Here is a 24,368-nt window from a genome sequence, read left to right as displayed (position 1 = left end):
ACCGTTCCGCGTCGTCGCGGACGACCGCCTCGTGATGACCCGAATCTCGCACCCCTGACTTAATGAAAGAATAAACGGCCGCTCTCCGGAGGCGTCCGGGGCGACCGAAAGTTCCCGATTTGAGGCAATCCGAGCGAGCATCGTCAGATGTGGTTAACGGTGCGTAAGCAGCGGATTTTCGTGGATTTTTCGGCTCGCGTTAACGATTTGGGCAGGCATCGCCACTATCCGGTGCCGGGAACGCGAGGCTTGAGGCCGAGACCTCAGCCACGAGCGTTAACGACGGCCGCTGAAATGCAGGGAAAAGCGTCTGCACGAATATGCTGATCCCTGTATTTCAATAAAATTTGAAGCAAATACCGTTGTTTCTGGAAAAGCGGCCTTGTGATTCCCGCGCTAGTTTCGAAGCGTAAACACCACGGCCGGAGCCGAAGGCAAAAGAGGATGGCGCAAGATGTGGTTTCTCGTAAAGGCGACGTTCTGGTTCTCGCTGGTGCTGGTGCTGCTGCCGTTTCTCGATCCGTCGAGCAGCGAGAAGCTCGAGCACGGCCCGAAGATGGAGATCGGCGGCACATTCTCTGCCGCGAACGAAGCCTTTCAATATATAAGCGCGATCTGCGTAGAGAAGCCGGACGTCTGCGAGAAGGGTGCGGAGACTTTCGTCGCCCTCGGACATCGCGCCCGCGAAGGCGCTCGCATCGCCTATGAGTTTCTCAACACCCAGTTCGCGGAAGGCGACGCCGCCGCTCCCGACGTCAAGGTCATGACCGGTACCGTCGCACCGGCAGAAAGTATCCCTTCGGCGGAAGCGACGGAGAAGGCCGAACAAGCGTTCAAGCGTATGCCGGTTCCGGAACACCGCCTCGATCCCGGTCCGGCTTCCGGGAAGTAAGCCCTGCCGCGGAGAAGGCAAGACTGATCGTTGGGGCGTGGCAGCGCGGGGAAACGCGATTGCCTGTTCTCTTTGCGGCCCGCCTCTCCTATATGAAGGTGAAACGATGCGCCCGAACTGCGATTGAAGCAGTTTCACGCGGACTGCGCTACGCAGCGGGCGCCGAAAGCCGGACATAGCATGACTTCACTTGACCAGATCATCGACGACTTTGCATTTCTCGACGAATGGGAAGATCGCTACCGCTATGTGATCGAACTTGGCAAAAACCTGCCCGAGATGCCGGAAGCCTCGAGGACGAGCGAGAACAAGGTGCAGGGCTGTGCCAGCCAGGTCTGGCTCGTGACCCATGCGACCGGCGATACGGAAGACCCGCTTCTCACCTTCGAGGGAGAATCGGATGCGCATATCGTGCGCGGCCTCGTGGCAATCGTCCTCGCCATCTTCTCCGGCAAGCGTGCTTCGGAAATTACCAAAACCGACGCTCTCGACATCTTCGGCAAGATCGGCCTCATCGAACACCTTTCCTCGCAACGCGCGAACGGCCTGCGCTCGATGATCCGGCGTATCAAGAGCGAAGCCGAAGGACGCCTGCCTGCCTGACCGGCGAAGAGTCATAGCACTTCCAGGACAAGTGCGTAACGGTTTTCGTCCGGAAGCGCGTAGCTTCAACGGGTGGCAGCGTGTCAGTGTTTCAATGAAATACTTAAACGTCCTGAAAAAGCCGGCCCGAATGAACCGGCCGGCCTTTATGACACAACTCAGGCGTCGCGCGTTCCCGATGGCCCCGTGGGGCCGCCCGGATCACTTGCCGCGGCGCTTCCGACGCTGTCCCAAACCCATTTCCTTGGCGAGCCGCGAGCGTGCTTCCGCGTATGCCGGCGCGACCATCGGATAATCCGCAGGCAAATCCCACTTGTCTCGGTAGTCTTCCGGCGAAAGGTTGTGGTGCGTCATCAGATGCCGCTTCAACGACTTGAAGGTGCCGCCGCATTCGAGACATGTGATCTGGTCGTCCTGCACCGACTTTCGGACCGAAACCGCGGGCTTCGGCTTTTCCACCGGGACGACCACCGGTGCAGGAGCCGTGGTGTTGTTGAGAGCCGAATGCACGTCGGCTATGAGCGTCGGCAGCTCGGCAACCGGAACCACGTGGTTGCTTACATAGGCGGCAACGATCTCCGCCGTAAGCTCAACCAGGAGTTCATTGCTCGCACCGAGCGAAGTCTCTGTCATTTCTTTCTCCTATCGGAATCCAGCGACGAAACCTGAAACAGAGTTCCAGGGGGAGGATGTACAAAATGCCGTCAATCAGCGCTTGCCGCCTCGGAACCGACCGCGATCTCGCAATGGAGACTGCGGTTCTGCCGCAACATCAAGGCTCGAATTGCGAGAGGGAAGAACCGTCACCAAGGCGCCAAAGTGGCCGACACCTCAAAGCAACGGACAAGCATCACAACTCAGGCTGGAATTTCATCTCAAAGTATTTTCCACGACGACACTTTGCATTTACTGCATTAACACTGATCTGCCAAAAGTCCAAACATAAATTTATCGGCATGCAGCAACTTTATTCCGAGTTGCTAAAATTGTCACGCTCGGCAAAATTGTCCTCAAATACAGAGTCAGAAATGCTGCCCGTCAATGCCCGCGCGGCTCTTCCTTATGGGGAAGCTGATCTATCACCGATCGTTTTGTCATCCTGTAGCCCGCTTGATGCGCGGCTTTTGCCAATAGATGGGCCGAGATCGGTGCCGTCAGCACGAAGAAGCCAAATCCCGCAAGTGCGCGCACGAAGACGGCGGCATCGAGCGAATGCAGCCCGGCCGCAAAGAGCAGCAGACCCGAACCGACGGTACCGGCTTTCGAGGCCGCATGCATGCGGGTGTAAAGGTCGGGGAAGCGGATGAGGCCAACCGCGGCAAGCAGCGAGAAGCAGGCGCCGACAATCATGATCAGCGCAACGAGGTAGGCGATGATTTGCAGAACCATCAACGCGCTCCCTTGCGTTTGCGGCGCCCAGCCTGTCCCGCGCGCGAGCGCGTCGACGACGGCTTTGCCTGGGGCAGGTCAGTTGCGCCCGGCGTCATGCGCTCCGGCGAGAGACCGCGCGCCAGGATGAAGCGGGCGAAAGCGACCGTCGCAAGAAAGCCGACGAGCCCGAGGGCGATCGCGATATCGATGTAGAGATAGTAGCCGGTTCTCACGGCGATCACCGCGATCAGGCCGATCGCAATCGCCACCAGCATATCGAGGCCCAGCACCCGGTCCGGAAGCGTCGGCCCGCGAATGATGCGCAGCACCGTCAACAGCAGCGCGAGAGAGAGAAGCACGAGCGCCACGCCGGAGGCCGTGCTCAGGACTGCAGCGGGCGTCATGGTTCGAAGGCCTCCCGAATTCGACGTTCGAAGCCGCCGGCGATGTCTCGCCGTAGAGCCCCCGGGTCGGCGCAATCGAGCGCATGAACGTAGAGGGTCTTGCGATCTTCGGAGACATCCACCGACAGCGTACCCGGCGTCAGCGTGATCAGATTGGCGAGCAGCGTTATCTCGAAGTCACTCCTGAGCGCGAGCGGATAGGCAAAAATGCCAGGCTTCAGCGCCATGTTCGAGCGGAGAACCAGAATCGCGACCTTCGTTGCGGAAATCGCGAGCTCCTTGAAAAACAACAAGGCGAGCAGCAGGAGCCGCAACGGTCTCAGCGGGTAAGCCACCGGGCGCAGCTCACGCCGGATCAACCAGAGCGACAAGGCGCCGGCCGCGAAGCCCAGCAGGAGGTTCGCGGGCGTGAAGCTGGCGCTGATTGCTCCCCAGATAAGCGTAAAGACCAGGTTGGTCAGCAGGAATTTCATTGCGGACCTCCTGTGGGAAAGACTGAATTCAGGTAAGCGGACGGCTCTGCAAGACCGGCTGCGGCGCTCTGGATCATCGCAAGCAGCGGTTCGGGATAGAGGCCGAGCGCAAGCGCCAGAAGCGTAAGTGCTGCAAGCGGACCCAAGGCCGTCGCGGACAGGGGGGCCGGGCCGGCAGCCGCCTCGGGGATCGCGCTGTCTCGCCAATAGGCCAGGAGGAAAAGGCGGCCGGTCGCAATCATGGTGAAGAAGCCGACGAGAAGGAGCGCGGCGGCAAGCCACCAGGCGCCGATATCGATGGCCGCCTTCACCAGCATGACCTTCGGCCAGAAGCCGGAGAAGGGCGGCAGCCCCGAAATGGCGAAGCACAGCATCAAGGTCAGCGCCGCAAACCCCGCATGCTTGCGGTAAAGGCCCGCAAGCGTTGCGATCGAGCTGTCTGCACCGAGGCGCATGGCGATCCCGGAGGCGAAATAAAGGCCCGTCATCACCAGCATCGAATGGAGCGCGTAGAAGATCGCGCCGCCAATGCCGCCCGGTCCGCCGATGGCTAGGCCTGCGAGCATCGAACCGATGCCCGAAACGACGAGGTAGCCGAGAAGGCGACGAAAATCCGTTTGCGCGAGCGCACCGAGAACGCCGACCATCATCGTCAGGGCACCGACGAGCGCCAGTACGAAGCTCAATTCCTCCCTTTCGATCGGAAAGAGCATGACCGTCACGCGGATCAACGCATAGATACCGACCTTGGTGAGCAGGCCGGCAAAGAGCGCCGACACGACGACGCGAGGGGTATGGTAGGAAGCAGGCAACCAGAAGTTCAAGGGAAACGCGGCCGCCTTCATGCCGAAGGCGAGAACATAGAGTCCGACCAAAGTCATCAACGGCGCATTGACGCGCAGTTCGTCGGCCTTACGCGCGATGTCGGCCATGTTGAGCGTGCCGAACACGGCGTAGAGGAAGCCGGTAGCGACCAGGAACAGCGTCGTTGCGACCAGGTTCAGAAAGCCGTACTTCACCGTCCCGTCGATCTGCCCGCGCTCGGAGCCGAGGACCAGAAGCCCGAAGGAGGAAATCAGCAGGACCTCGAACCAGACATAGAGGTTGAAGATATCCCCCGTGAGGAAGGCTCCCGATACGCCGGCCATCAGCAGCATCAGCAGCGGATAGAAACCATAGCGCCGGCCGCTGTCGTTGATATCGGCCAGCGAAAAGATGCCGGCCGCAAAAGCGACCAAGGCCGCCACCAGGGCAAAGAGCGCACCGGTCAGGTCGACCGTGAAGGCGATACCGAACGGCGGCAGCCAACGCCCCATCACCATGGTCGTCGGCCCGTTTCTCGCGACGTGATCGAGCAGCGCCACGTCGATCAACACCAGAACGGCCAGGCTCGCAAGCGCTATTGCGGGCTGGAGGCCGGCCCAGCGACGAAGCATCACGAGGAGCGCGCCGACGGCCAGGCACCAGGCGACGGGCAGAACGACGAGCCATTCGACGGCCGACGCGGGGGCAAGCATCAGGGCTGCGGAAAGATCGACATGAGCGGGGGTGGAAACGGCCATGGTGCGTCAGTATCCCAGTGGCGGCGCCGGCTCGTTCACCGGTTCCGCAACACGCATCTCGTCCGTGTTGTCTGTCGCGAGGTCTTCATAGGCGCGCCAGGCGAGAACGAGGAGAAAGGCGAAGAAGGAGAAGGAAATCACGATGGCGGTCAGGATCAGCGCCTGCGGCAAGGCATTGGCCGCCGGACCGGAAAGCACATCGGCACCCTCCGCTATGACCGGCGGTACGTCACGCGTCAGGCGGCCGCCGGTGAAGATCAGAAGGTTTACCGCATTTCCCAGGATCGCCACGCCCAGCAGGACGCGGATGATGGATTTCGACAGAAGCAGGTAAATGGCGACGGTGAAGAAGAAAGTGACCAGCAGGGAAAACCAGGTCTCCATCAGGCGCCCCCTCTTTCTTCAAGCGACAGCGCGATCGAACTGATGGCACCGACGACGACCAGGTAGACCCCCGTATCGAACAGCATGACCGTGGAGAGCGGAACTTCGACGCCGAAAAAGGAGGGATATATCCACAGCCCGGTCATGAACGGCACCCGCGCGAAAAGGGACGCCAGTCCGGCCAAGGTCGCGGCGAAAAGGCCCGCGCCCGCGATAGCCATCGGGTGGAAGAATATCGCCCGCCGCACCGTCTCCACACCGTGGGCGATGCCGTAGATCGCCAGCGCCGAAACGGCGATCAAACCGCCTATGAAGCCGCCTCCGGGCTCGTTGTGGCCGCGCAGCAGCACAAAGATCGAAAAAAGCATCATCAATCCGGCGAGGAAGGGCGCGACGGTCCGAAAAATGATCGACTTCATACCGGCTCCTTCGTGTTCGCTTCAGCGGCGGCGATCTCGCGCGTTTCGCCGCGTCTCAACGATCCCGCCCGCAACCGCACGAGGGAAAGGATGGACAGGCCAGCAACCAGCACGACGGCAATTTCGCCGAGCGTATCCGTACCGCGGAAGTCGACGATGATGACGTTGACCACGTTCGCGCCGTGCGCGATCGATTTCGAATAGAGGTTGAAGAATTCCGTCAGCGTCGAATCGAACGGCACACCGGTAACCCGGAGGAGGAAAAGGCCGAATCCGATTCCGCAGGCGAGCGCGATCGTGAAGTCGGGAAGCTTCTGTCTGAGTGGTCGGTGATCGGAGGGAGACAGCCGCAGCCGGGTCATCACCAGTGCCAGCACGACGACGGACAGCGTCTCTATCATGAACTGGGTGAAGGCGAGATCCGGAGCGCCGTAAAGCAGGAAGAGCATCGCAACGGCGAAGCCCTGAATTCCGAGCGACACGATCGCCGTCAGCCTGTCCGCGGCCAGCACCACGGCGAAGAGGCCAAGCACGGCGATCGCCATGATCGCGAATTCGTGCAGCGGAACGTCGCCCGGAAAGAAAGGTGCGCGCGGGAATTCGCCATAGCGCAGCGGCAATGCGAGCATGACGGCGGCGACGAGCAGGAAAGTCACGGTCATGTAGTTATCGAGACGGCCGCCCTGCAAGCGCCGGGTCGCGGCGACCGCAAACCGCACGAGGCCGCGTATGAACTGGTCGAAGCCTCGATCCGGTCCCCAGCCGATATCGGCGAGGATCACCGCCATGGCCGCGCGCAGCCGCGTCAGATTGAGGAACAGAACGACGCCGACCGCCAGCGTCACCACGGAGAGCAACAATGGCACGCCGACATGCGGTGCGAGCGATATCGTCACGGTTCTCGGCTCGCCGGCAACGGCCGAGGCCATGGGCGAGGTCACGAACCGATGAACGAGGCCCGACATCAGCGCACTGGACAGGCCCATCGCAGCCAGGATAGCCGGGCCGATCCAGAGGAGCACCGGTGCCTCGTGGGCATGCTTCGGCGTATCGACCTTAGGGCCGAGAAACGGTTTTAGAGCGATCGCGAAGCCGACGGCGAACATCAGGCCGTTGCCGAGGATGGTCAAGGCCGCGAACACCATGGACCGACGGTCGAAACCGGAGAGTGCGGCGTAGATTTCCTCTTTCGCAAGGAACCCGAAAAAGGGCGGAAGGCCGCCCATCGACAGGGCCGCCGCAAGAGCTATGGCGAAGGTCAGAGGCATGGCGCTGCGCAGGCCGCCGAGCTTCGTCAGGTGGCGCGTACCGGTTTCATGATCGATAATGCCGGCCACCATGAACAGCGCCCCCTTGAACAGGGCATGCGCCACCAGGTAAAGCACTGCGGCTTCAATGGCGTAGGGCAGGCCGAGCCCGGTCAGCATCACCAGAAGACCCAGCGACGACATGGTCGTATAGGCCAGCATCATCTTCAGGTCCGTCTGGCGCACTGCCAGGGCGGCTCCGGCGACGAGCGTCGTCACGCCGAAGAGCGGCAACAGCACCTGCCACTCCGTCGTGCCGCCGAGCACCGGGTTGAGCCGCATCAGAAGATAGACGCCCGCCTTCACCATCGTCGCCGAGTGCAGATAGGCCGAAACGGGAGTCGGCGCTTCCATGGCGTTCGGCAGCCAGAAGTGAAACGGAAACTGTGCCGACTTGGTGAATGCGCCGCCGAGGACGAGGAGCAGCGCCGCGAGATAGAAGGGGCTCTGCTTCAGTTCGTCTCCGAAGGACAGCAGCAGCGAAAATTGCGTGACGCCGCTGACGTTCCACAGGATGAGGAGCCCGGCAAGCAAGGCAAGTCCGCCTCCCCCGGTCACGACCAGAGCCTGCAAAGCCGCGCGGCGCGCCGCCTCGCGGCCGTGATCGAAGCCGATCAGCAGGAACGAAGTGATCGACGTCAGCTCCCAGAAGACGAAGAGCATCAGGAAGCTGTCCGAGACGACGAGCCCCTGCATCGAGCCCATGAACATCAGAATGAACGAAAAGAAGCGGCCCTGGTCGGGATGCCCCTTCAGATATCCGCCCGAATAGAGGACGATCAGTGTGCCGATGCCCGAAATCAGAAGTGCGAATGTCAGTGACAAGCCGTCGATCAGCCAGGAGAAGCTGACGTTGAAGGACGGTATCCAGATATAGCCGCCGGTGACGATCTCGCCGGCGGCGACCTCCGGAATGAAGCCTGCGAGATGCATGAAGACGGCGAGTGGCGCCAGCGCCAAAAGCCAGGCGGCATTCCCGCCGAGAAGCCGGGTCAGGGCCGGCGCGACGACGGCCGCGGCAAAGGGAAGACCGAGGGCCAGGAATGTCAGGGCCGCGGCATCCATCGTATCGACACGCTCCTTCTCATTGATCTTTCAGTCAAGCTTTAACCGGACATAGAAGATGGTCGGGCCTGCCTCAAGGGAAATCGGCCGGGGTGTGAGGTTATGCCACGTTTATACTGTGTAGAGGGCAGCGGCTTCGTCCCGCCCCTGATCAGTATCCTGTCCAAAACGCGGAGCTCCTGGCATCGACCCGCATTTGTGCCCAAGCAGAACCCATCCTATATATTCGCTGCAATCGAAAGGAGCGCAGCCATGTCCGAAAACCGGATGCCGAAGATTACGAAGACGAACGAGGAGTGGCGGGCAGCGCTGACGCCCGAGCAGTACCGCGTCACACGCGAACATGGCACCGAGCGACCCTTCACCGGCCCCTTCCTCGACAATAAAAGGCATGGCACCTACAAGTGCGTCTGTTGCGGCCGCGCGCTGTTCCGCTCGGATACCAAGTTCGATTCCGGCTGCGGCTGGCCCAGCTATTTCGCCCCGGTCGATCCGGACGCGATCTCTGAATATGTGGACCGCTCGCACCACATGGTCAGAACGGAGATTCGCTGTGCCGATTGTGACGCCCATCTCGGCCATGTCTTCCCCGACGGGCCTCCACCGACGGGCCTGCGCTATTGCCTGAACGGCACCGCGATGACATTCGAGGAGGATTGACCACGGGCCTGTTTCGGCGGCACTTTCCAGCCTGCGTGTGGTCTGTCGCATGCCCTTAAACCCGGAACGTTTTGAAGATAAGATGGTGCAGCAGTTCAAAGCCGTTGCGGCGGCCCTCGGCGTCCAGAACAAAACGCGCGGCGCGGTGAGGAGAAGCGGCAGGTCGAACGAAGCCTAGAGGACGCCCCGCATGCGCCGTGCCTGTATCGCATCTCTGCTCCTCGTGACGCTTGCCTCGCCCGCTGTCGCCGAGGACGACTGGCACCCTTACGCCAATCCCCGCTTCGGTTACACGGTCGACATCCCGCCCGGATTCGAGATGGGCCTCGAGGCCGATAACGGCGACGGTGTCAGATTTCACGCCGATGACAACGGTGCGACGCTCATGGTGTTCGGCACCCATCCGCCGGATGGCGACTTTGAAACCGACGTCGCCGAAAGGATCGGCTACGAGAAGCAGGACGACTGGCGAATCATCTTCTCGCGCGTCACGTCCGCCTGGGCGAGCTTTTCCGGCGCGCGCGAGAGCGACGTCTTCTATACGCGGGCGATTGCGCTCTGCGACGGCAGCGCCGCCTATTTCAGGCTCCAGTATCGGAAGAGCAAACTGACCAGTTTCGATGGGGTCATCTCGCGCATGGCCTCGGCACTCAGGCCGTCGGAAGAATGTCAGCCTGCTGCAGACTGAAGCTGCAGCTCTGACTCCAAGCTTAAGATACGGCGGCGCTGCTGATGCAGGTCAGGACTGCGGAATAGTGCACAGCAGCTCCCGTGACGACGAAGCCGTGCCAGATGGCGTTCTGGAAGCGCAGGCGCTCCCAGACATGGAAGATGACCCCGACCGAATAGATGACGCCACCAATGACGATCAGAGTGAGCGTCGTTGCGCTCAAGGCGGTAAAGAGGGATTTCGCGGCGAGCAAGCCGCTCCAGCCCATTGCGAGATAAAGCAAGATCGCCAGCCGATCGAAGCGCCCGGGCAGGAGGCACTTCATGGCGATGCCGGCGGCTGCGATAAGCCAGATGGCGACCAGCATCGAGAAGAGGAACGGATCATCCCAGCCGCGCTGCAGAAACGGCGTGTAGGTTGCAGCGATCAGCACGAAGATTCCGGAGTGGTCCAGCCGACGCAGCAGCCACTTGGCCCGGCCGACCGGAAAGAGATTATAGACGAATGAGATGGACAGAGCGGCGATGAGCCCGCCGCCATAGATCGAAGCCGCGGCCAATTGCCCGGACGTGCTCCAGACGGTGGCGTAAAAGATCAGGGCGGTAACACCGACGAGCGCCGCCGAAAGGCCGATCCCATGGACGATTGCGTCGGCGATCATCTCCGATCGGTCGTAGTCCCATTTGACGCCGGCAACCTTCACGCGGCCCCTCCCGCTCCGCTTCCGATATCCGTGCAGCCTGCAGCAGCAACGAAATACCTCATGATCGATCAGGCGAATTCGAACGGTCCGTAACGCCGCACAAGACCACTGGTTCGGTTCATCCTGCCACAGGGCAGCGGCGCGGCAAAGCACCAGGATCGGGCGAAAGGATCAACTTTTGCAACGCATTACAACAAATACCGCACCCTCCGCCGGAGCGTGCGGCAGCGGCTTCCTCTGGAGCAGGTGGGAGCTTTGGGCGGCTATCTCCCGCCGGTCGCGATCTCGGCGGCGCAGGTCTGACAGAGCGGAGCATGCGGCACGGCGCGCAGCCTTTCCGGGGATATGGGGTCGCCGCAACGCACGCAAATGCCGAAGGTCCCTGCTTCGATGCGGTTGAGTGCAGCATCGATCGCGCGAATCTCGCCCTGGCCGGCCAGGCCGAGTCCTTCCAGGACCTCATCGCTCTCCCGTTCCGTTACGCGATCCGGCACATCGGCATTCATCGGCTGCTCGAGATCTTCCTCTATCTGCATCAACCGGCCATGAAGTTCGCGTTTGCGGCGCAAAAGCTGTTCGCGAAAGTCGTCAAGCGCATACTTATCCATTGCGTGACTCCTTCGGATCGCGGCGCAGGGGGCCTGCACCGTGCCGTTTATTCCCAGTGTTACCGGTCGACGAGAACCGCGCAGGGGCAATGGCTGACGACACGGCTGGCGGTCGACCCGATGAAATAGTCGATCAGGCCCGGGCGGTGGGACGCGATGATCACCAGGTCGGCCTTCTCTTCCTCGGCCAGTGCATTGATGCTGCCGGCAGCTCCGCCGGTGCGGATTTCGACGCGTCCGTTGATGCCATGCTTGGTTTTCAGCGCTTCCAGGGTCTTGACCGCGTGCTTGCGCGATTCCTCGATCATCTCCAGCGGAAAATCGACGATCATGTACCCTTGTGCATAGGCGTTGAGATCCTCGACGACGTTGAGCAGAATGATCTCTCCCCCCTCGTCGATCAGTTTCTCGGCGATGCCAAGGACGGACTCGCCGTGCTCCAGTTGATCCATGGCGATCGGCACGATGATCTTCCTGTACATGCTGCTACGTCCTTTTCCTATGTTACCACGTCGCACGCCGAATGCGACGGCCGCTGGCTCCCGATAGAGACGGAAACCACATCACGTACGCCGTCCTGCGCCGGACCGACATCGAACGGTGACGGCTGTACGGGCCTTGACTTGGATCAAAGTGACCGCCCCTCTGCTCCCATCGCTCCCACCGTTAAAGGTAGCGCGGCCGCGACGACTGTCAACGTTTGTCGAACACAACATCAAGTAATATAAGAGCTTCCGCCTACCTGTTCACGTACTCATATTGGATTGAGGGCAGCAGATCACAGTCTCGGGCGTCGCCCTCCCGCTGTCCGAAAGGCGAATAGGATGAAGGACACCGCACAACCGAAGCTGCAGGCCAGCGTTCCCGCCGATCACGCGACCGCGATGCCCGCTTATGTCGATCGGTCGCATCTTGTCGTCAGCGACCTGGAGACGGTCTCGTCCTGGTACCAGCGGATAATCGGTCTGTCGCCGATCGAGGCGAACAAAAGCGGCGTGACGCTCGGCGTCGCCGGAAGACCGCTCCTGACATTGACGGGCGACGGCAATGCCGTAAGGGCTCCGCGAAGTGCACCCGGTCTCTTCCATCACGCATTCCTGGTTCCGGACCGCACCGAGCTCGGACGCTGGCTCGTGCACGCCGCCGAAAACGGGGTGCAGTTGCAGGGAGCCTCCGATCACCTCGTCAGCGAAGCGATCTATCTCGCTGATCCGGAAGGTAACGGAATCGAGATTTATCGCGATCGCCCACGCGCCGAATGGAATTACGGAGCGGACGGCATGGTGGCAATGAACACGCTGCCGCTCGATCTGCAGGCACTCTACCACGAGGTGCCGAAGAACAGCTGGGACGGCTTGCCGGCCGGCACCACGATCGGTCACATTCACCTCCAGGTCTCGGATATCCCGCAGGCGGACGATTTTTTCCGCAATGGCCTGGGGCTCGACCTCATGGCACGCTACCCTGGAGCCAGCTTCTTCGCGACCGGCAAGTACCATCACCACGTGGCGGCCAATATCTGGAATTCTCGCGGAGCGCCGAAACGCCAGGGCAACATGACCGGTCTCGCCGACTACACGATCCGCTTCCGGGACCCGGAGGCCCTCGACGCGGCGATCCAGAAGCTCGACGCGCTCGAAATAGCGAGGGACAGGCAGGGCGACACGCATAGCCTCACCGACCCGTGGGGCATCGGCCTCAAACTCGTCGCCTAGGCGTCTCGGCGGCCCTTTCCGCTTGATCGCCGCGCTGGTGCCCTCTATCTCATTGTCTCCCCATACGGCGCCGCACGTCTCGTCAGACGCGCAAGAGGTCGCTGTAGCGCATTAATCTGCTGCCTGTTTTCCCCTCCGGAAGACATGCAGCAGGACCGATCCCGGAGACATGCCTTGTCCGTATTCAAGAACCTGCCCGCCGCACCCGTCGCCCCGAAAAAGCCGGCAACGGATACCCGCCACGGCATGACCCGCACCGACGATTACGCTTGGCTCAGGGCCGAAAACTGGCAGGCCATGTTCAAGGATCCGTCGATCCTGGATCCCGAGATCCGCCGCCATCTGGAGGCGGAGAATACCTATATGAACGCCGCGATGGCGGACACGAAGGATCTGCAGAAGACGCTGTTTGCCGAAATGCGCGGCCGGATCAAGGAAGACGATTCATCGGTTCCGATGAAGGATGGCCCTTTTGCCTACGGGACGTCCTACGTCACCGGCGGCGAGCATCCGCGCTATTTCCGGATCCCGCGTGAGGGTGCTGCGGGCGACGAGACGATCCGCAAGGTGCTGCTCGACGGCGACAGGGAGGCTGAAGGTAAGGCCTATTTCCGTATCGCCGGGCTCGACCATTCGAGCGATCATTCCCGCGGAATCTGGGGGTACGACGACAAAGGGTCGGAATATTTCACTTTGAAGGTGCGCGATCTTTCGACCGGCGAGGACCTCGAGGACCTGCTCGAAAATACGGGCGGCGGCGGCGCCTGGGCGCCGGACGGCAAGAGCTTCTTTTATACCGTGCTCGACGAGAACCACCGGCCATCGAAGATCTTCCACCACGTCATCGGCACGCCGCAGTCGGAGGACCGGCTGGTTTATGAGGAGCCCGATGCCGGCTTCTTCATGTCTGTCGGCGGTTCGCTCCTCGACGATTTCATCTATATCGACATCCATGACCACGAGACGAGCGAGTATCGGCTCATCCCGACCAGCGACCTTGCCGCGGAGCCCAGGCTCGTGGCGGAGCGCGTAACCGGTCTGGAATATTCCATGACCGAGGGCGGCGACGTCTTCTACATTCTTACCAATGCCGACGGCGCCAAGGATTTCAAGATCATGGAAGCGCCGGTGGAAGCGCCGCAGAAGGAAAACTGGCGCGAGGTCGTGCCGCACAAGCCGGGAACGCTGATCCTCAGCCATATGGCCTATGCTCGGCATCTGGTCTGGCTGCAGCGCCGCAACGGGTTGCCGGAAATCGTCATCCGCGACCGCCGAACCGGCGAGGAACACGCCATCGCATTCGCCGAGGAGGCATATTCTCTGGGGCTTTCGGGTGCGGCCGAATACGACACCGACATCATCCGCTTCTCCTATTCGTCGATGACGACGCCTTCGCAGCTGTTCGACTACGACATGCAGACGCGCAAGCGCACGCTGCTCAAGACGCAGGAAGTCCCCTCCGGGCACGATCCGGACGCCTATGTGACCCGCCGGGTATTCGCCCCGGCGCATGATGGCGAGCAGGTGCCGGTCACCCTGCTCTATCGCAAGGACACACCGCTCGACGGATCCGCCCCTTGCCTGCTTTACGGCTACGGTGCCTACGGCATCACCATTCCCGCCAGCTTCAACACCAACTGCCTGTCGCTCGTCGACCGCGGCTTCGTCTATGCGATCGCCCATGTCCGCGGCGGCAAGGACAAGGGCTTCCACTGGTACGAAGACGGCAAGATGGCGAAGAAGACCAATACGTTCAAAGACTTCATCGCAGCCGCCGATTATTTGAATCAGGAAAAGTTCACCTCCTACGCGAACATCGTCGCCGAGGGCGGCTCGGCTGGGGGCATGCTGATGGGCGCCATCGCCAATATCGCGCCGGAGAAGTTCCGCGGCATCATCGCCGCGGTGCCCTTCGTCGACGTGCTCAGCACGATGCTGGACGACACGCTGCCGCTGACACCCCCGGAATGGCCCGAATGGGGCAACCCGATCGACAGCCAGGAGTTCTACGACATCATCGCGAGCTACTCGCCCTACGACAATGTCGGTGCCAGGCCGTATCCCGCCATTCTGGCGCTCGGAGGCCTGACCGACCCGCGCGTCACCTATTGGGAACCGGCGAAATGGGTGGCGAAACTGCGCGAGGAGACGACCGGCAGCGAACCCATCCTGCTCAAGACCAACATGGATGCGGGCCACGGCGGCGCTTCCGGTCGCTTTCAGCGGCTGGAGGAGATCGCCTTCGAATATGCCTTCGCCATCAAGGTCGCAGGCAAGGCGTAAGGGGAAGAGCCGGTGCCGGTCTATGTAGCACTGCTCAGGGCCGTCAATGTGGGCGGCACCGGCAAGCTGACGATGGCGGACCTGAGGGCCGCCTGCGATGGGCTCGGCTTCGCGGGGGCCAAGACCTATATCCAGAGCGGCAACGTCGTTTTTCGCTCTGACCTGCCTGAGCCCGCAGTGCAGGCGAAACTCGAACAGGCGCTGGCGGCGAAAATGGGCAAAGCGCCGGGAGTCTTGCTCCGCAGCCGCCGCCAACTGGAGGACGTCGCCGCCAGGGCGGAGCGGTTTCTCGATGCCAAGCCGAACTTGCTGCTGATCACCTTCCTGCCGGAGCCGCCTCCCCGCGACGCGCTCGACAGGCTGGTGGCACCCGATGGAGAAAAGGTGCGGATCGACGGGCGCGAAATCTATATCCACTATCCGAATGGATCCGGACGATCGAAGCTGAAGCTTCCGGCGCTCAGACCGGGCACGGCGCGCAATCTCAACACAATACGCAAGCTGGCGGAAATGGCCGCCGCGATGGAAGTGGGTTCCTGACGTTACAGCGAGACGCCTGTGCATACTCTGCTGCGCCCCTGCCAATTTGGCAGGAGAACAAACGCAAGGAGGGATAAAGGTGGAGGACTTGGCCAGGTACAGACACGATCTGCCGCTTGTACGGGGCGGCATGTTCTTGAGCGACGGTGGCATGGAGACCGCGCTGATCTTCCAGGAGGGGATCGAACTCCCGCATTTCGCGTCCTTCGTCCTGCTCTCGACGGCGGAAGGCCGGCGGCGGCTTCTGCGCTACTACACGCGCTATCTCGAAATCGCCAGGCGCCACGGCACCGGCTTCGTGCTCGATACCGCCACATGGCGCGCCAATGCCGATTGGGGTGAAAAACTCGGCTACGATGCGGCGGCATTGAGAAAGGTCAATCAGGATGCCGTTGATCTCCTCACGGGGTTGCGCACCGAGTACGAGCGGCCGCAGGCTCCGGTCGTCCTCAATGGCGTGATCGGCCCGCGCGGCGATTACTATCAGGCGGGCCGGATTACGGCCGACGAAGCGGAGGACTGTCATTGCGCCCAGGTCGCCACCTTTGCCGACAGCCAAGCAGACATGATCACGGCCGTCACGATGACGAATACCGAGGAGGCGATCGGGGTCGTCCGGGCCGCCAGGGGCCATGACATGCCCTGCGCCATCTCCTTCACGGTGGAGACCGACGGCCGCCTGGTTACCGGTCGCTCGCTACAGCACGCGATCGAGACGGTGGACGCCGAGACCGGCGGTTATCCGCACTACTACATGATCAATTGCGCCCATCCGACCCATTTCGAGAATGTGCTGGAACGGCAGAGCGCCTGGGTCCGGCGGATCGGCGGCATTCGCGCCAATGCCTCGACGAAGAGCCATGCCGAACTCGACGAGAGCGAGACATTGGATGCGGGCGACGCGTGCGACCTTGCAGAACGTTATCGTTCGCTCACCCGCCGCCTGCCGCATTTGCGGGTGCTCGGCGGCTGTTGCGGTACCGACCACCGGCACATGGCGGCGATCTGCGAGGCGTGCCTGCCACGAGCTGCGCTCAGTGCCTGATCGCGACGGCCCCTTCGCACGAAGGAGCGAGGGGGCTCATATAGGCGTCCAGGCCGAAAACTCGCGAAAAGCGCGAGGCTCGTGTAGACTTGCTGCGAAAGGGCGGCCGACTTTCGGCGTGCCGCTGTATCGCGATGAGTCCCGTTCCAACGCAGCCAATTTCAAAGATGACCGCATTCCGCTTCGACAACAGCTACGCCCGGCTGCCGGCCAATTTCTACGCCCGTGTGGAGCCGACGCCGGTCGCGGAACCGTGGCTGATCAAGCTCAACCGACCGCTGGCCGTCGAGCTTGGGCTCGACTCCGAAGCGCTCGAACGCGACGGCGCGGCGATCTTTTCGGGTAATCTCGTCCCCGAAGGTGCCGAACCGCTCGCCATGGCCTATGCGGGCCACCAGTTCGGCGCTTTCGTGCCGCAGCTCGGCGACGGACGTGCCATCCTGCTCGGAGAGGTGACCGACGCCGGCGGACGGCGACGCGATATCCAGCTCAAGGGAGCTGGCCAGACGCCCTACTCCCGCCGCGGCGACGGACGGGCGGCGCTCGGGCCTGTCCTACGCGAATATATCGTCAGCGAGGCGATGCACGCGCTCGGCGTGCCGACGACCCGTGCGCTGGCCGCCACGGTCACGGGTCAGCCCGTCTACCGCGAACAGATTCTCCCGGGTGCCGTCTTCACCCGGGTCGCGGCAAGCCACATTCGTGTCGGCACGTTCCAGTTCTTCGCGGCACGCGGCGACATGGAGTCGATACGGACGCTCGCGGATTATATGATCGACCGTCATTATCCGGAGCTGAAGAAGGATGAGAAACCCTATCTCGCGCTCTTCAAGGCGGTCGCGGCGCGTCAGGCTGCACTGATCGCGCGCTGGCTGCATGTCGGCTTCATCCATGGGGTGATGAATACCGACAATATGACGATTTCGGGCGAAACGATCGATTTCGGCCCCTGTGCCTTCATGGACGTTTACGATTCGAAAACGGTGTTCAGTTCGATCGATCAGTTCGGCCGTTATGCCTATGCCAACCAGCCGGCGATCGGTCAGTGGAACCTCGCCCGCCTCGCCGAGACGCTGGTGACGCTGTTCGATCCCGTGGCGGACACGGCCGTGAACCTCGCCAACGACGCCCTTGGCGGATACGGGAGTATCTTCCAGAACCATTGGCTCGGCGGCATGCGGCGCAAGATCGGCCTGTTCACGGACGGAGACGAGGATCTCGACCTCGTTCAGTCGCTGCTGACGCTCATGCAGAACGGGAAAGCCGATTTCACTCTCACCTTCCGCCGGCTGGCGGCATCCGCGGAAAACGCGGCCGCCGATACGGAGCTTGCAAGCCTCTTCGAAGAACCGCAGGCACTCTCACCCTGGCTCGTGGATTGGCGCCGAAGGCTCGAACGCGAACCGCAACCGGCAACCGAACGCGCTGCCGCGATGCGCGCCGTCAATCCCGCCTTCATTCCGCGCAACCACCGGGTGGAACAGGCGATCGATGCGGCAACGCAAGACGCGGATTTCTCGCTCTTCGAAGCGCTCGTCGAGGTGACCTCCCGTCCCTATGAGGACCAGCCGGGCCGCGAAGCCTACGCCGCGCCACCCAAGCCGGGCGAGGAAGTGCTCCAAACCTTCTGCGGCACCTGACACTCCCTGTCGATCGTCATGCGACCATGCGCCGACAATCTCGGTCTCCGTCGGATTGTGGCCATTGAAAGGCACGCGTTTTGCGTTAACTTCGAAATAGCGCACCGACCGGGCTCCGCACGGAGCCGCGCCTTCGTCGTCGGCAATGCGCGTTCTCCTCCAGGCCCGGCCGGGCCTGCCCGCGGAATCAGTGGTGTCCACGGCACGTCCTCAACTCGGGAGTTCTACTTGATGCTCATCGTCCTGACCGCCATCGTCTTTGCCGTGATCGGCCTCGCCCTCGGTGCGGGCGGAACGCGGCTCCTGCTGCTCGGCGGCAGCCCTTACTACCTCGTCGCTGGCCTGGGCTTTCTGCTCACCGCGTTTCTGCTCTTTCGCCGACGCGCCGCCGCGCTCTGGGTCTATGCGCTGGTCGTCCTGGGCTCGCTTGCCTGGGCGGTCTGGGAGGTGGGATTCGATTGGTGGCAGCTCGGGCCTCGCGGCGGCGTGATTATCCTGCTCGGGCTGTGGTTGCTCACACCCTGGATACGGCGCCCCCTCGGCTTCGTCAGCCCCACGGGCGAGCAATACGGCGCGCGCGCCTGGCCGCTCGCCCTGGCCAGCCTTCTATCGATCGGCGTTGCGCTGTTTTCGATGACACAGGACCCCCACGACATCAGGGGCGATCTGCCGGGCGAGGTCGTGGCAAACCCGAATCTCGGGGGCAACGTGCCGCAGGGCGAATGGCATCAATACGGGCGTACGCCCTTCGGCCAGCGTTATTCCCCGCTCGACCAGATCCGCCCGGAGAACGTCTCGAACCTCCAGGTGGCATGGCAATATCAGACCGGCGACGTGAAGCTGCCGGAGGACGTCAGCGAAACCACCTACCAGGTGACGCCGCTGAAGGTGAAGGACACGCTCTATGTCTGCACACCGCACAACTGGGCGATCGCGCTCGACGCCGCCACCGGCCAGGAGAAGTGGAAGTACGATTCGAATTCCGGCATGAACCCGGACCGTCAGCACCAGACCTGCCGCGGTGTCACCTATTGGGCCGATCCGGCCGCAGCGCCCGGCAGCCCCTGCGCCGAACGGGTGTATCTGCCGACGTCCGACGCCCGCCTGATCGCGCTCGACGCGACGAATGGAGAGGTGTGCACCAGCTTCGCCGATAACGGAGTCCTGCATCTGGAGCAGGGCATGAAGTACAACCCGGCCGGCTATTACTATTCGACGTCGCCGCCGGTCGCCGTCGGCGACAAGATCATCATCGGCGGTGCCGTCAACGACAACTATTCGACCATGGAGCAGTCGGGCGTGATCCGCGCCTTCAACATCAACACCGGCGCCCTCATCTGGAACTGGGACAGCGGAAATCCGGACGTGACGACGCCGCTGCCTCCGGGTGAAACCTACACCACCAATTCGCCAAACAGCTGGTCGGTCTTCAGCTATGACGAGGGGCTCGGCCTCGTCTACATTCCCATGGGCAACCAAGTACCCGACCAGCTCGGCATGGGACGCAGCGAGCATGTGGAGAAATATTCCTCCTCCATCGTCGCCCTCGACATCAACACGGGCGCGGTTCGCTGGGTACGGCAGACGGTGCATCACGACCTTTGGGACATGGACGTGCCCGCCCAACCCGCCCTGCTCGACATCACGAGAGAGGACGGGACCGTCGTGCCGGCACTCGTCGGACCGACCAAGCAGGGCGACATCTATGTGCTCGACCGGCGAAACGGGGAGCCGATTATCCCGATCGAGGAAGTACCCGCGCCCGGCGGCGCGATCCCAGAGGATTTTACTGCGCCTACCCAGCCCGTCTCGGGCCTCACCTTCATGCCCCCGCCGCTCATGGAGCGCGACATGTGGGGGATCAGCATGTTCGACCAGCTTGCGTGCCGTATCGAATTCAGATCGCTGAAATACGAGGGGCGCTACACGCCGCCTTCCCTCGAGGGGACGATCGTCTATCCCGGGAATTTCGGGACTTTCAACTGGGGCTCGGTCGCCGTGGATCCGGAACGCCAGGTGATGTTCGGGATGCCGACCTATCTCGCCTTCACCTCGCGGCTCGTTCCGCGCGACCAGATCGCCCCGAAGGGCGAGGGCGAAAAGGGTAGCGAACAGGGCCTCAACCGCAATGAAGGCGCACCTTACGGGGTCTTTATGGGTCCGTTCCTCGGCCCGCTCGGGATTCCCTGCCAGGCCCCGCCATGGGGCTATGTCGCAGGCGCCGATCTCAGAACCGGCAAGATCGCCTACAAGCACAAGAACGGCACGGTCTACGACATGACGCCGCTGCCGCTGCCCTTCAAGCTGGGCGTACCGGGCATCGGAGGACCCATGATAACCAAGGGCGGTCTCGCTTTCCTGGGTGCCGCCGTCGACGATTACTTCCGGGCTTACGACCTGACCACGGGTGAGCAGCTCTGGGAGGCACGGCTTCCTGCCGGCGGCCAGTCGACGCCGATGACCTATACGGTCGGCGACAAACAATATGTGCTCATCGTTGCGGGCGGACACGGTTCGGTCGGCACCAAGCCGGGCGACTATGTCATCGCCTATACGCTGCCCTGACGCACGAACCGGAATGCGCGCGCCCGCATGGGCGTTTCGGAGGACTGCAATCTCATCTCAGTGCTTGTCACAGAGATGAGGCGATCAAACAAGCGGCGGCGGGCGGCCGGAATCTCAACAGGCCTCAGGCCATGTCGGCGACGATACTGCCGATATCGGCGAAGACAGGGTTCAGGTCGTCGAGCGGCGCCTTGGCCTCGCCCATGTAGACGCAGATCAGGATCGGGCCACGGCCCTGCGGCCAGGCGACGGCGATATCCGAGACGGCACCGGTCATACTCGTTCCCGTCTTGTCTCCGATCCGCCAGTCCTTGGGCAGGCCCGCCCGTAGCCGCGCATCGCCGGTCTTGTTCGCAACCAGCCAGTCGATGAGCTGCTGGCGCCCTTCTTGCGAGAGGACCGGACCCAGGACCAATTTCCCGAGCGTGTCGAGCATGGCGGCCGGTGTGGTGGTGTCGCGCGGATCGCCCTTCCTGGCCTCGTTCAGCTCGGGCTCCGTTCGGTCGAGCCGCGTGGTCTCGTCGCCGATCGAGCGCAGCCAGGACGTCAGGCCCTCGGGACCCCCGAAGCTTTCGAGCAGCAGGTTGCCGGCGGCATTGTCGCTGATGGTGATCGCCGCCTCGCAGAGTTCCGCGACCGTCATGCCGTTGCCACCCACATGCTTTTCCGTCACCGGCGAGTGAGGCAGCAGGACCTCCCTGCCGAAGGTGATCCGCCGGTCGAGCTTTTCCTCCCCGCGATCGACGCGTGCCAGCGCGCAAGCCGCCGCAAGCGCCTTGAAGGTCGAACACATGGCGAAACGCTCGGCCTCCCGGTGCCCGAACGAGATGTTGGTCTCGGTATCGAGCACGGCAACCCCGAGGCGTCCGCCGGTGCGCTCTTCAAGCCGGCGAAGCCGTTCCGTGACGTCATCCTCCGCCGCGCCGGCCGCAAGCGCGGGCGTTCCGAGCACGAATGCCGGATAGAGCATGGCCGACGCGGCCAGCATTGCTCGGCGGGTTATGTGCAAAGGCATGTCTTTCTCCGTCTGTGCGGCTCAAGCGCCGAGACATAGCTAAATTATTGATCTGGAATATTATTCCTGTCGCTTCCGACGATCGAATCGCTAAGGGGCGATTGCGGCGGGCTTGTGCCCGAAGCTGCGCTCTTCGACACGGAACGAGCCCGGATGCCGCTTTCAAGGCTTGATCGACGGCAGGTCCCTGTCCATATAAAGCTCTAGAGACTAGAGGATAAGGAAGCGGTGTGACGGTTTCCGTCCGGAAACACGCAGTTTCAAAATGTTGGAGCACTGGGCCATCGCATGTACACGATCGGCGACCTTTCCCGTCGGACGGGCGTAAAAATCCCGACCATCCGCTATTACGAGCAGATGGGTCTGCTTGCGGCGCCGGAGCGCTCGGAGGGTAATCAGCGGCGCTATGAAAAGCACGAGCTCGAAAGGCTCGCCTTTATCCGCCACGCACGCGACCTCGGACTTTCGATTGAGGCGATCCGGGACCTTCTGGCATTGAGCGAACATCCGGAACGCCCCTGCGGCGAGGCGGACCGCATCGCGACCGAGCATCTTGCCTCCGTGCGGGAAAAAATCGCCCGGCTCAGAAGGCTGGAGCATGAGCTCGAGCGCATCGTCGCCTGCCATGGCGATCACACGATCGGCGATTGCCATGTGATCCGCGCGCTTGCCGACCACTCGCTGTGCGGAAACGAGCATTGAAATTCCTCGTTGACAAATTCCGGGATTTGGACAATCTACGCGCATGATCAAGAACGCGCCCATTTCCAGCGTATATTTTTGGCTGTTCCGATAGGAGCGGCCTGCTGATCATATTCAACAAGGCCGCCATCAGGCGGCTTTTGTTTTTCACGGCACCTGATGGCGGAAGAGAACCATTAGGAGCCGAGAATGCTGCAGACCGTCACCCCTACCCTTCAGCCCGTTCCGTCGGCCCGTGCGCCGATGGTGACGATCCGTTGCGCCAAGCCACGTGATCTCGCCGAATTGCGCGAGATGGTCGCCGAGCTTGCCGCCCATCACGGCGATGCCGCAACGGTCACGCCCGAACAGCTCGAGCGGGATCTCTTCGGACGCACGCCCTGGATCACGGCGCTGGTCGCCGAAGCCGGCGGCGCGTTGATCGGCTATGCCATTCTCGTCCCGCAATACCGGGCGGCCGAAGGTGCCCGCGGCATGGAAATGCACCACCTCTTCGTCCGCCCCGGTCACCGCGGCACCGGCATCGGGCGCCACCTCGTGGCCAAGGCTCGCGAGCAGGCGAAAATGGCGGGCTGCGATTACCTCTCGGTCAGTGCCGCCACCGGAAACTTCCAGGCGCACCGTTTCTACGAGTCCGAGCGTTTCGTACCGCGCCCGGTAACCGGCATGCGCTACCTGCAGAGACTCGGGTGACGGAGCCGCGGTCGTTCCGGTTTACAGCGCCGGCAGCGCCTTGAGGTAGGCCGCGATCGCATCGCGGTCGGAGGCCGGCAGCTCCGCCATGTTCTTCTGGACCTCGACCATCGAGCCGCCGACCGTGTCGAAATCCGGCGTGAAGCCGGTTTCGAGATAGGAGGCGATGTCGGATGCACTCCAGCCGCCGATGCTTTTCGAAGACGGGGTGATGTCGGGAATTCGGCCTTCGCCTTCGGGATTGGGTGCGCCGGTGAGCCACCGGCCCTCCTCGAAGCCGCCAAGCGCATCGCGCGGCGTGTGACATTCGCCGCAATGACCAGGGCCCTCCACGAGGTATTGCCCGCGGGCGAGCTTGGTGTCGGCGGTATTGACCTGAGTACGCGGCTCCGCGTTCAGATACAGCAGCTTCCATGCTCCGAGCGCCTGGCGGACATTGTAGGGGAATGCCAGGTCGTGCGGAGGTGTCGCGTTGCCGCTCTTCGGCAGCGTCTGCATGAAGCCCCAAAGGTCGTTCACGTCCTTCGCGGTCATCCGGATATAGGAGCCGTAGGGGAAGGAGGGATAGAGATGCTCGCCGTCCTTTCCGACGCCGCGGGTCATCGCGTCGCCGAACTCCGCAAGCGTCCAGTTGCCGATGCCAACGGTTTCATCGGGGGAGATGTTGGGCGGATAAAAGGTGCCGAAAGGGCTCTTCAGGGTGCGGCCGCCGGCAAGGACGAGCCTCTGGTCGTCCTTGGCGCCCGGAGCGGCGTGGCAGCTGACGCAGCCGCCGGCCCAGAAGATCCGTTCGCCATTTGCGAGATCGGGCTCGCCGAGCCCCTCCCAATGAGCGGCGTCCCAACGATCGGGCTTGGTCAGCCACCAGGCGAGACTCCCTCCCGCCACCACCAGCAGGACCAGACCAGAAACCAGATACCTCGCGCGCCGGCCCATGGGCTCCTCTTGAAATCACGAATGCGGATGACAACGGCCGGAGGGCTTTTCGACCTGCTTGCGGAGAGATCGCGCCGGCGAACCGGCGCGGTTCAAATCGGGTTGGAAGAACC

At 62.5% G+C, this 24,368-nt stretch carries 25 protein-coding genes; 12 read left to right on the top strand and 13 right to left on the bottom strand.

Annotated elements, in window-relative coordinates:
- Positions 1 to 454: 454 nt before the first annotated feature.
- Together AC5J09_RS17155 and AC5J09_RS17150 are read left to right on the top strand one after the other, a co-directional pair.
- Positions 455 to 892, top strand: a complete 438-nt coding sequence (locus AC5J09_RS17155) for a DUF5330 domain-containing protein (protein WP_275596579.1) — start codon at positions 455 to 457, stop codon at positions 890 to 892.
- 180 nt (positions 893 to 1,072) lie between these two features.
- Entirely contained in the window at positions 1,073 to 1,495 is a 423-nt protein-coding gene (locus tag AC5J09_RS17150) for a SufE family protein (RefSeq protein ID WP_324763099.1), read from the top strand.
- 201 nt (positions 1,496 to 1,696) lie between these two features.
- On the opposite strand, the gene mucR is transcribed toward AC5J09_RS17150, so the two are convergent.
- The 8 genes from mucR to AC5J09_RS17110 form a co-directional block, all read right to left on the bottom strand.
- Positions 1,697 to 2,128, bottom strand: a complete 432-nt coding sequence (gene mucR, locus AC5J09_RS17145) for an exopolysaccharide biosynthesis transcriptional regulator MucR (protein WP_018094540.1) — start codon at positions 2,126 to 2,128, stop codon at positions 1,697 to 1,699.
- 405 nt (positions 2,129 to 2,533) lie between these two features.
- Positions 2,534 to 2,884 carry a monovalent cation/H(+) antiporter subunit G gene (mnhG, locus tag AC5J09_RS17140; RefSeq protein WP_100672008.1) on the bottom strand — a complete coding sequence of 117 codons (351 nt, stop codon included), beginning with the start codon at positions 2,882 to 2,884 and terminating at the stop codon, positions 2,534 to 2,536.
- Positions 2,884 to 3,270 (bottom strand): cation:proton antiporter, encoded by a 387-nt coding sequence (locus AC5J09_RS17135; RefSeq protein WP_494298078.1) that lies wholly within the window; start codon positions 3,268 to 3,270, stop codon positions 2,884 to 2,886. The genes mnhG and AC5J09_RS17135 overlap by 1 nt, the downstream gene beginning before the upstream one ends.
- Positions 3,267 to 3,743: a Na+/H+ antiporter subunit E gene (locus AC5J09_RS17130; RefSeq protein WP_494298077.1), complete on the bottom strand. Its 477-nt coding sequence runs from the start codon at positions 3,741 to 3,743 to the stop codon at positions 3,267 to 3,269. Before AC5J09_RS17130 ends, AC5J09_RS17135 begins: the two co-directional genes overlap by 4 nt.
- Positions 3,740 to 5,305, bottom strand: a complete 1,566-nt coding sequence (locus AC5J09_RS17125) for a Na+/H+ antiporter subunit D (protein ID WP_494298076.1) — start codon at positions 5,303 to 5,305, stop codon at positions 3,740 to 3,742. Before AC5J09_RS17125 ends, AC5J09_RS17130 begins: the two co-directional genes overlap by 4 nt.
- Positions 5,306 to 5,311: 6 nt before the next feature.
- Positions 5,312 to 5,689 (bottom strand): Na+/H+ antiporter subunit C, encoded by a 378-nt coding sequence (locus AC5J09_RS17120; protein WP_003527393.1) that lies wholly within the window; start codon positions 5,687 to 5,689, stop codon positions 5,312 to 5,314.
- Positions 5,689 to 6,108, bottom strand: a complete 420-nt coding sequence (locus AC5J09_RS17115; protein ID WP_018094534.1) for a Na(+)/H(+) antiporter subunit B — start codon at positions 6,106 to 6,108, stop codon at positions 5,689 to 5,691. Before AC5J09_RS17115 ends, AC5J09_RS17120 begins: the two co-directional genes overlap by 1 nt.
- On the bottom strand, positions 6,105 to 8,480 hold the full coding sequence (locus AC5J09_RS17110; RefSeq protein ID WP_494298075.1) for a putative monovalent cation/H+ antiporter subunit A: 2,376 nt from the start codon (positions 8,478 to 8,480) through the stop codon (positions 6,105 to 6,107). Before AC5J09_RS17110 ends, AC5J09_RS17115 begins: the two co-directional genes overlap by 4 nt.
- A 252-nt stretch (positions 8,481 to 8,732) precedes the next feature.
- Here AC5J09_RS17110 and msrB point away from each other — a divergent pair, with 252 nt between their 5' ends.
- Complete coding sequence (msrB, locus tag AC5J09_RS17105) at positions 8,733 to 9,140, top strand: peptide-methionine (R)-S-oxide reductase MsrB (RefSeq protein ID WP_100672002.1); 408 nt, start codon at positions 8,733 to 8,735, stop codon at positions 9,138 to 9,140.
- A gap of 190 nt (positions 9,141 to 9,330) precedes the next feature.
- On the top strand, positions 9,331 to 9,828 hold the full coding sequence (locus AC5J09_RS17100; RefSeq protein ID WP_100672001.1) for a hypothetical protein: 498 nt from the start codon (positions 9,331 to 9,333) through the stop codon (positions 9,826 to 9,828).
- Positions 9,829 to 9,850: 22 nt separating this feature from the next.
- Here AC5J09_RS17100 and trhA read toward each other — a convergent pair whose 3' ends face one another.
- The 3 genes from trhA to AC5J09_RS17085 all read right to left on the bottom strand — a co-directional run bounded on the left by trhA (position 9,851) and on the right by AC5J09_RS17085 (position 11,603).
- A complete protein-coding gene (gene trhA, locus AC5J09_RS17095; protein WP_100672000.1) occupies positions 9,851 to 10,513 on the bottom strand; it encodes a PAQR family membrane homeostasis protein TrhA in 663 nt (220 codons plus the stop codon).
- A 263-nt stretch (positions 10,514 to 10,776) separates the two neighbouring features.
- Positions 10,777 to 11,121: a TraR/DksA family transcriptional regulator gene (locus AC5J09_RS17090; RefSeq protein ID WP_100671999.1), complete on the bottom strand. Its 345-nt coding sequence runs from the start codon at positions 11,119 to 11,121 to the stop codon at positions 10,777 to 10,779.
- A gap of 59 nt (positions 11,122 to 11,180) precedes the next feature.
- On the bottom strand, positions 11,181 to 11,603 hold the full coding sequence (locus AC5J09_RS17085) for a universal stress protein (RefSeq protein WP_100671998.1): 423 nt from the start codon (positions 11,601 to 11,603) through the stop codon (positions 11,181 to 11,183).
- A gap of 342 nt (positions 11,604 to 11,945) precedes the next feature.
- Between AC5J09_RS17085 and AC5J09_RS17080 the strand changes: the two genes are divergently transcribed.
- The 6 genes from AC5J09_RS17080 to AC5J09_RS17055 all read left to right on the top strand — a co-directional run bounded on the left by AC5J09_RS17080 (position 11,946) and on the right by AC5J09_RS17055 (position 20,909).
- Positions 11,946 to 12,836 carry a VOC family protein gene (locus AC5J09_RS17080; RefSeq protein ID WP_494298074.1) on the top strand — a complete coding sequence of 297 codons (891 nt, stop codon included), beginning with the start codon at positions 11,946 to 11,948 and terminating at the stop codon, positions 12,834 to 12,836.
- Positions 12,837 to 13,010: 174 nt separating this feature from the next.
- Positions 13,011 to 15,119: a S9 family peptidase gene (locus AC5J09_RS17075; RefSeq protein ID WP_494298073.1), complete on the top strand. Its 2,109-nt coding sequence runs from the start codon at positions 13,011 to 13,013 to the stop codon at positions 15,117 to 15,119.
- Positions 15,120 to 15,131: 12 nt separating this feature from the next.
- Positions 15,132 to 15,659 carry a DUF1697 domain-containing protein gene (locus AC5J09_RS17070; RefSeq protein WP_494298072.1) on the top strand — a complete coding sequence of 176 codons (528 nt, stop codon included), beginning with the start codon at positions 15,132 to 15,134 and terminating at the stop codon, positions 15,657 to 15,659.
- An 88-nt stretch (positions 15,660 to 15,747) separates the two neighbouring features.
- The gene (locus AC5J09_RS17065) at positions 15,748 to 16,704 is read left to right on the top strand and encodes a homocysteine S-methyltransferase family protein (RefSeq protein WP_494298071.1); all 957 of its coding nucleotides are present in this window, start codon (positions 15,748 to 15,750) and stop codon (positions 16,702 to 16,704) included.
- A 167-nt stretch (positions 16,705 to 16,871) separates the two neighbouring features.
- Positions 16,872 to 18,344: a protein adenylyltransferase SelO gene (locus AC5J09_RS17060; RefSeq protein ID WP_494298070.1), complete on the top strand. Its 1,473-nt coding sequence runs from the start codon at positions 16,872 to 16,874 to the stop codon at positions 18,342 to 18,344.
- Between the two features lie 231 nt (positions 18,345 to 18,575).
- Positions 18,576 to 20,909, top strand: a complete 2,334-nt coding sequence (locus AC5J09_RS17055) for a glucose/quinate/shikimate family membrane-bound PQQ-dependent dehydrogenase (protein ID WP_494298921.1) — start codon at positions 18,576 to 18,578, stop codon at positions 20,907 to 20,909.
- Positions 20,910 to 21,033: 124 nt separating this feature from the next.
- On the opposite strand, the gene bla is transcribed toward AC5J09_RS17055, so the two are convergent.
- Positions 21,034 to 21,924 (bottom strand): class A beta-lactamase, encoded by an 891-nt coding sequence (bla, locus tag AC5J09_RS17050; protein WP_494298069.1) that lies wholly within the window; start codon positions 21,922 to 21,924, stop codon positions 21,034 to 21,036.
- Positions 21,925 to 22,212: 288 nt separating this feature from the next.
- Between bla and AC5J09_RS17045 the strand changes: the two genes are divergently transcribed.
- Positions 22,213 to 22,626, top strand: a complete 414-nt coding sequence (locus tag AC5J09_RS17045; RefSeq protein ID WP_324763088.1) for a MerR family transcriptional regulator — start codon at positions 22,213 to 22,215, stop codon at positions 22,624 to 22,626.
- Positions 22,627 to 22,815: 189 nt separating this feature from the next.
- The gene (locus AC5J09_RS17040) at positions 22,816 to 23,319 is read left to right on the top strand and encodes a GNAT family N-acetyltransferase (RefSeq protein WP_018094517.1); all 504 of its coding nucleotides are present in this window, start codon (positions 22,816 to 22,818) and stop codon (positions 23,317 to 23,319) included.
- Positions 23,320 to 23,340: 21 nt separating this feature from the next.
- On the opposite strand, the gene AC5J09_RS17035 is transcribed toward AC5J09_RS17040, so the two are convergent.
- Complete coding sequence (locus AC5J09_RS17035) at positions 23,341 to 24,255, bottom strand: c-type cytochrome (protein WP_100674528.1); 915 nt, start codon at positions 24,253 to 24,255, stop codon at positions 23,341 to 23,343.
- Positions 24,256 to 24,368 lie beyond the last annotated feature (113 nt).

Source organism: Sinorhizobium sp. (assembly GCF_059070375.1).
Note: the sequence above shows the minus strand (reverse complement) of the source record. Positions and strands in the feature narration are given on the sequence as shown.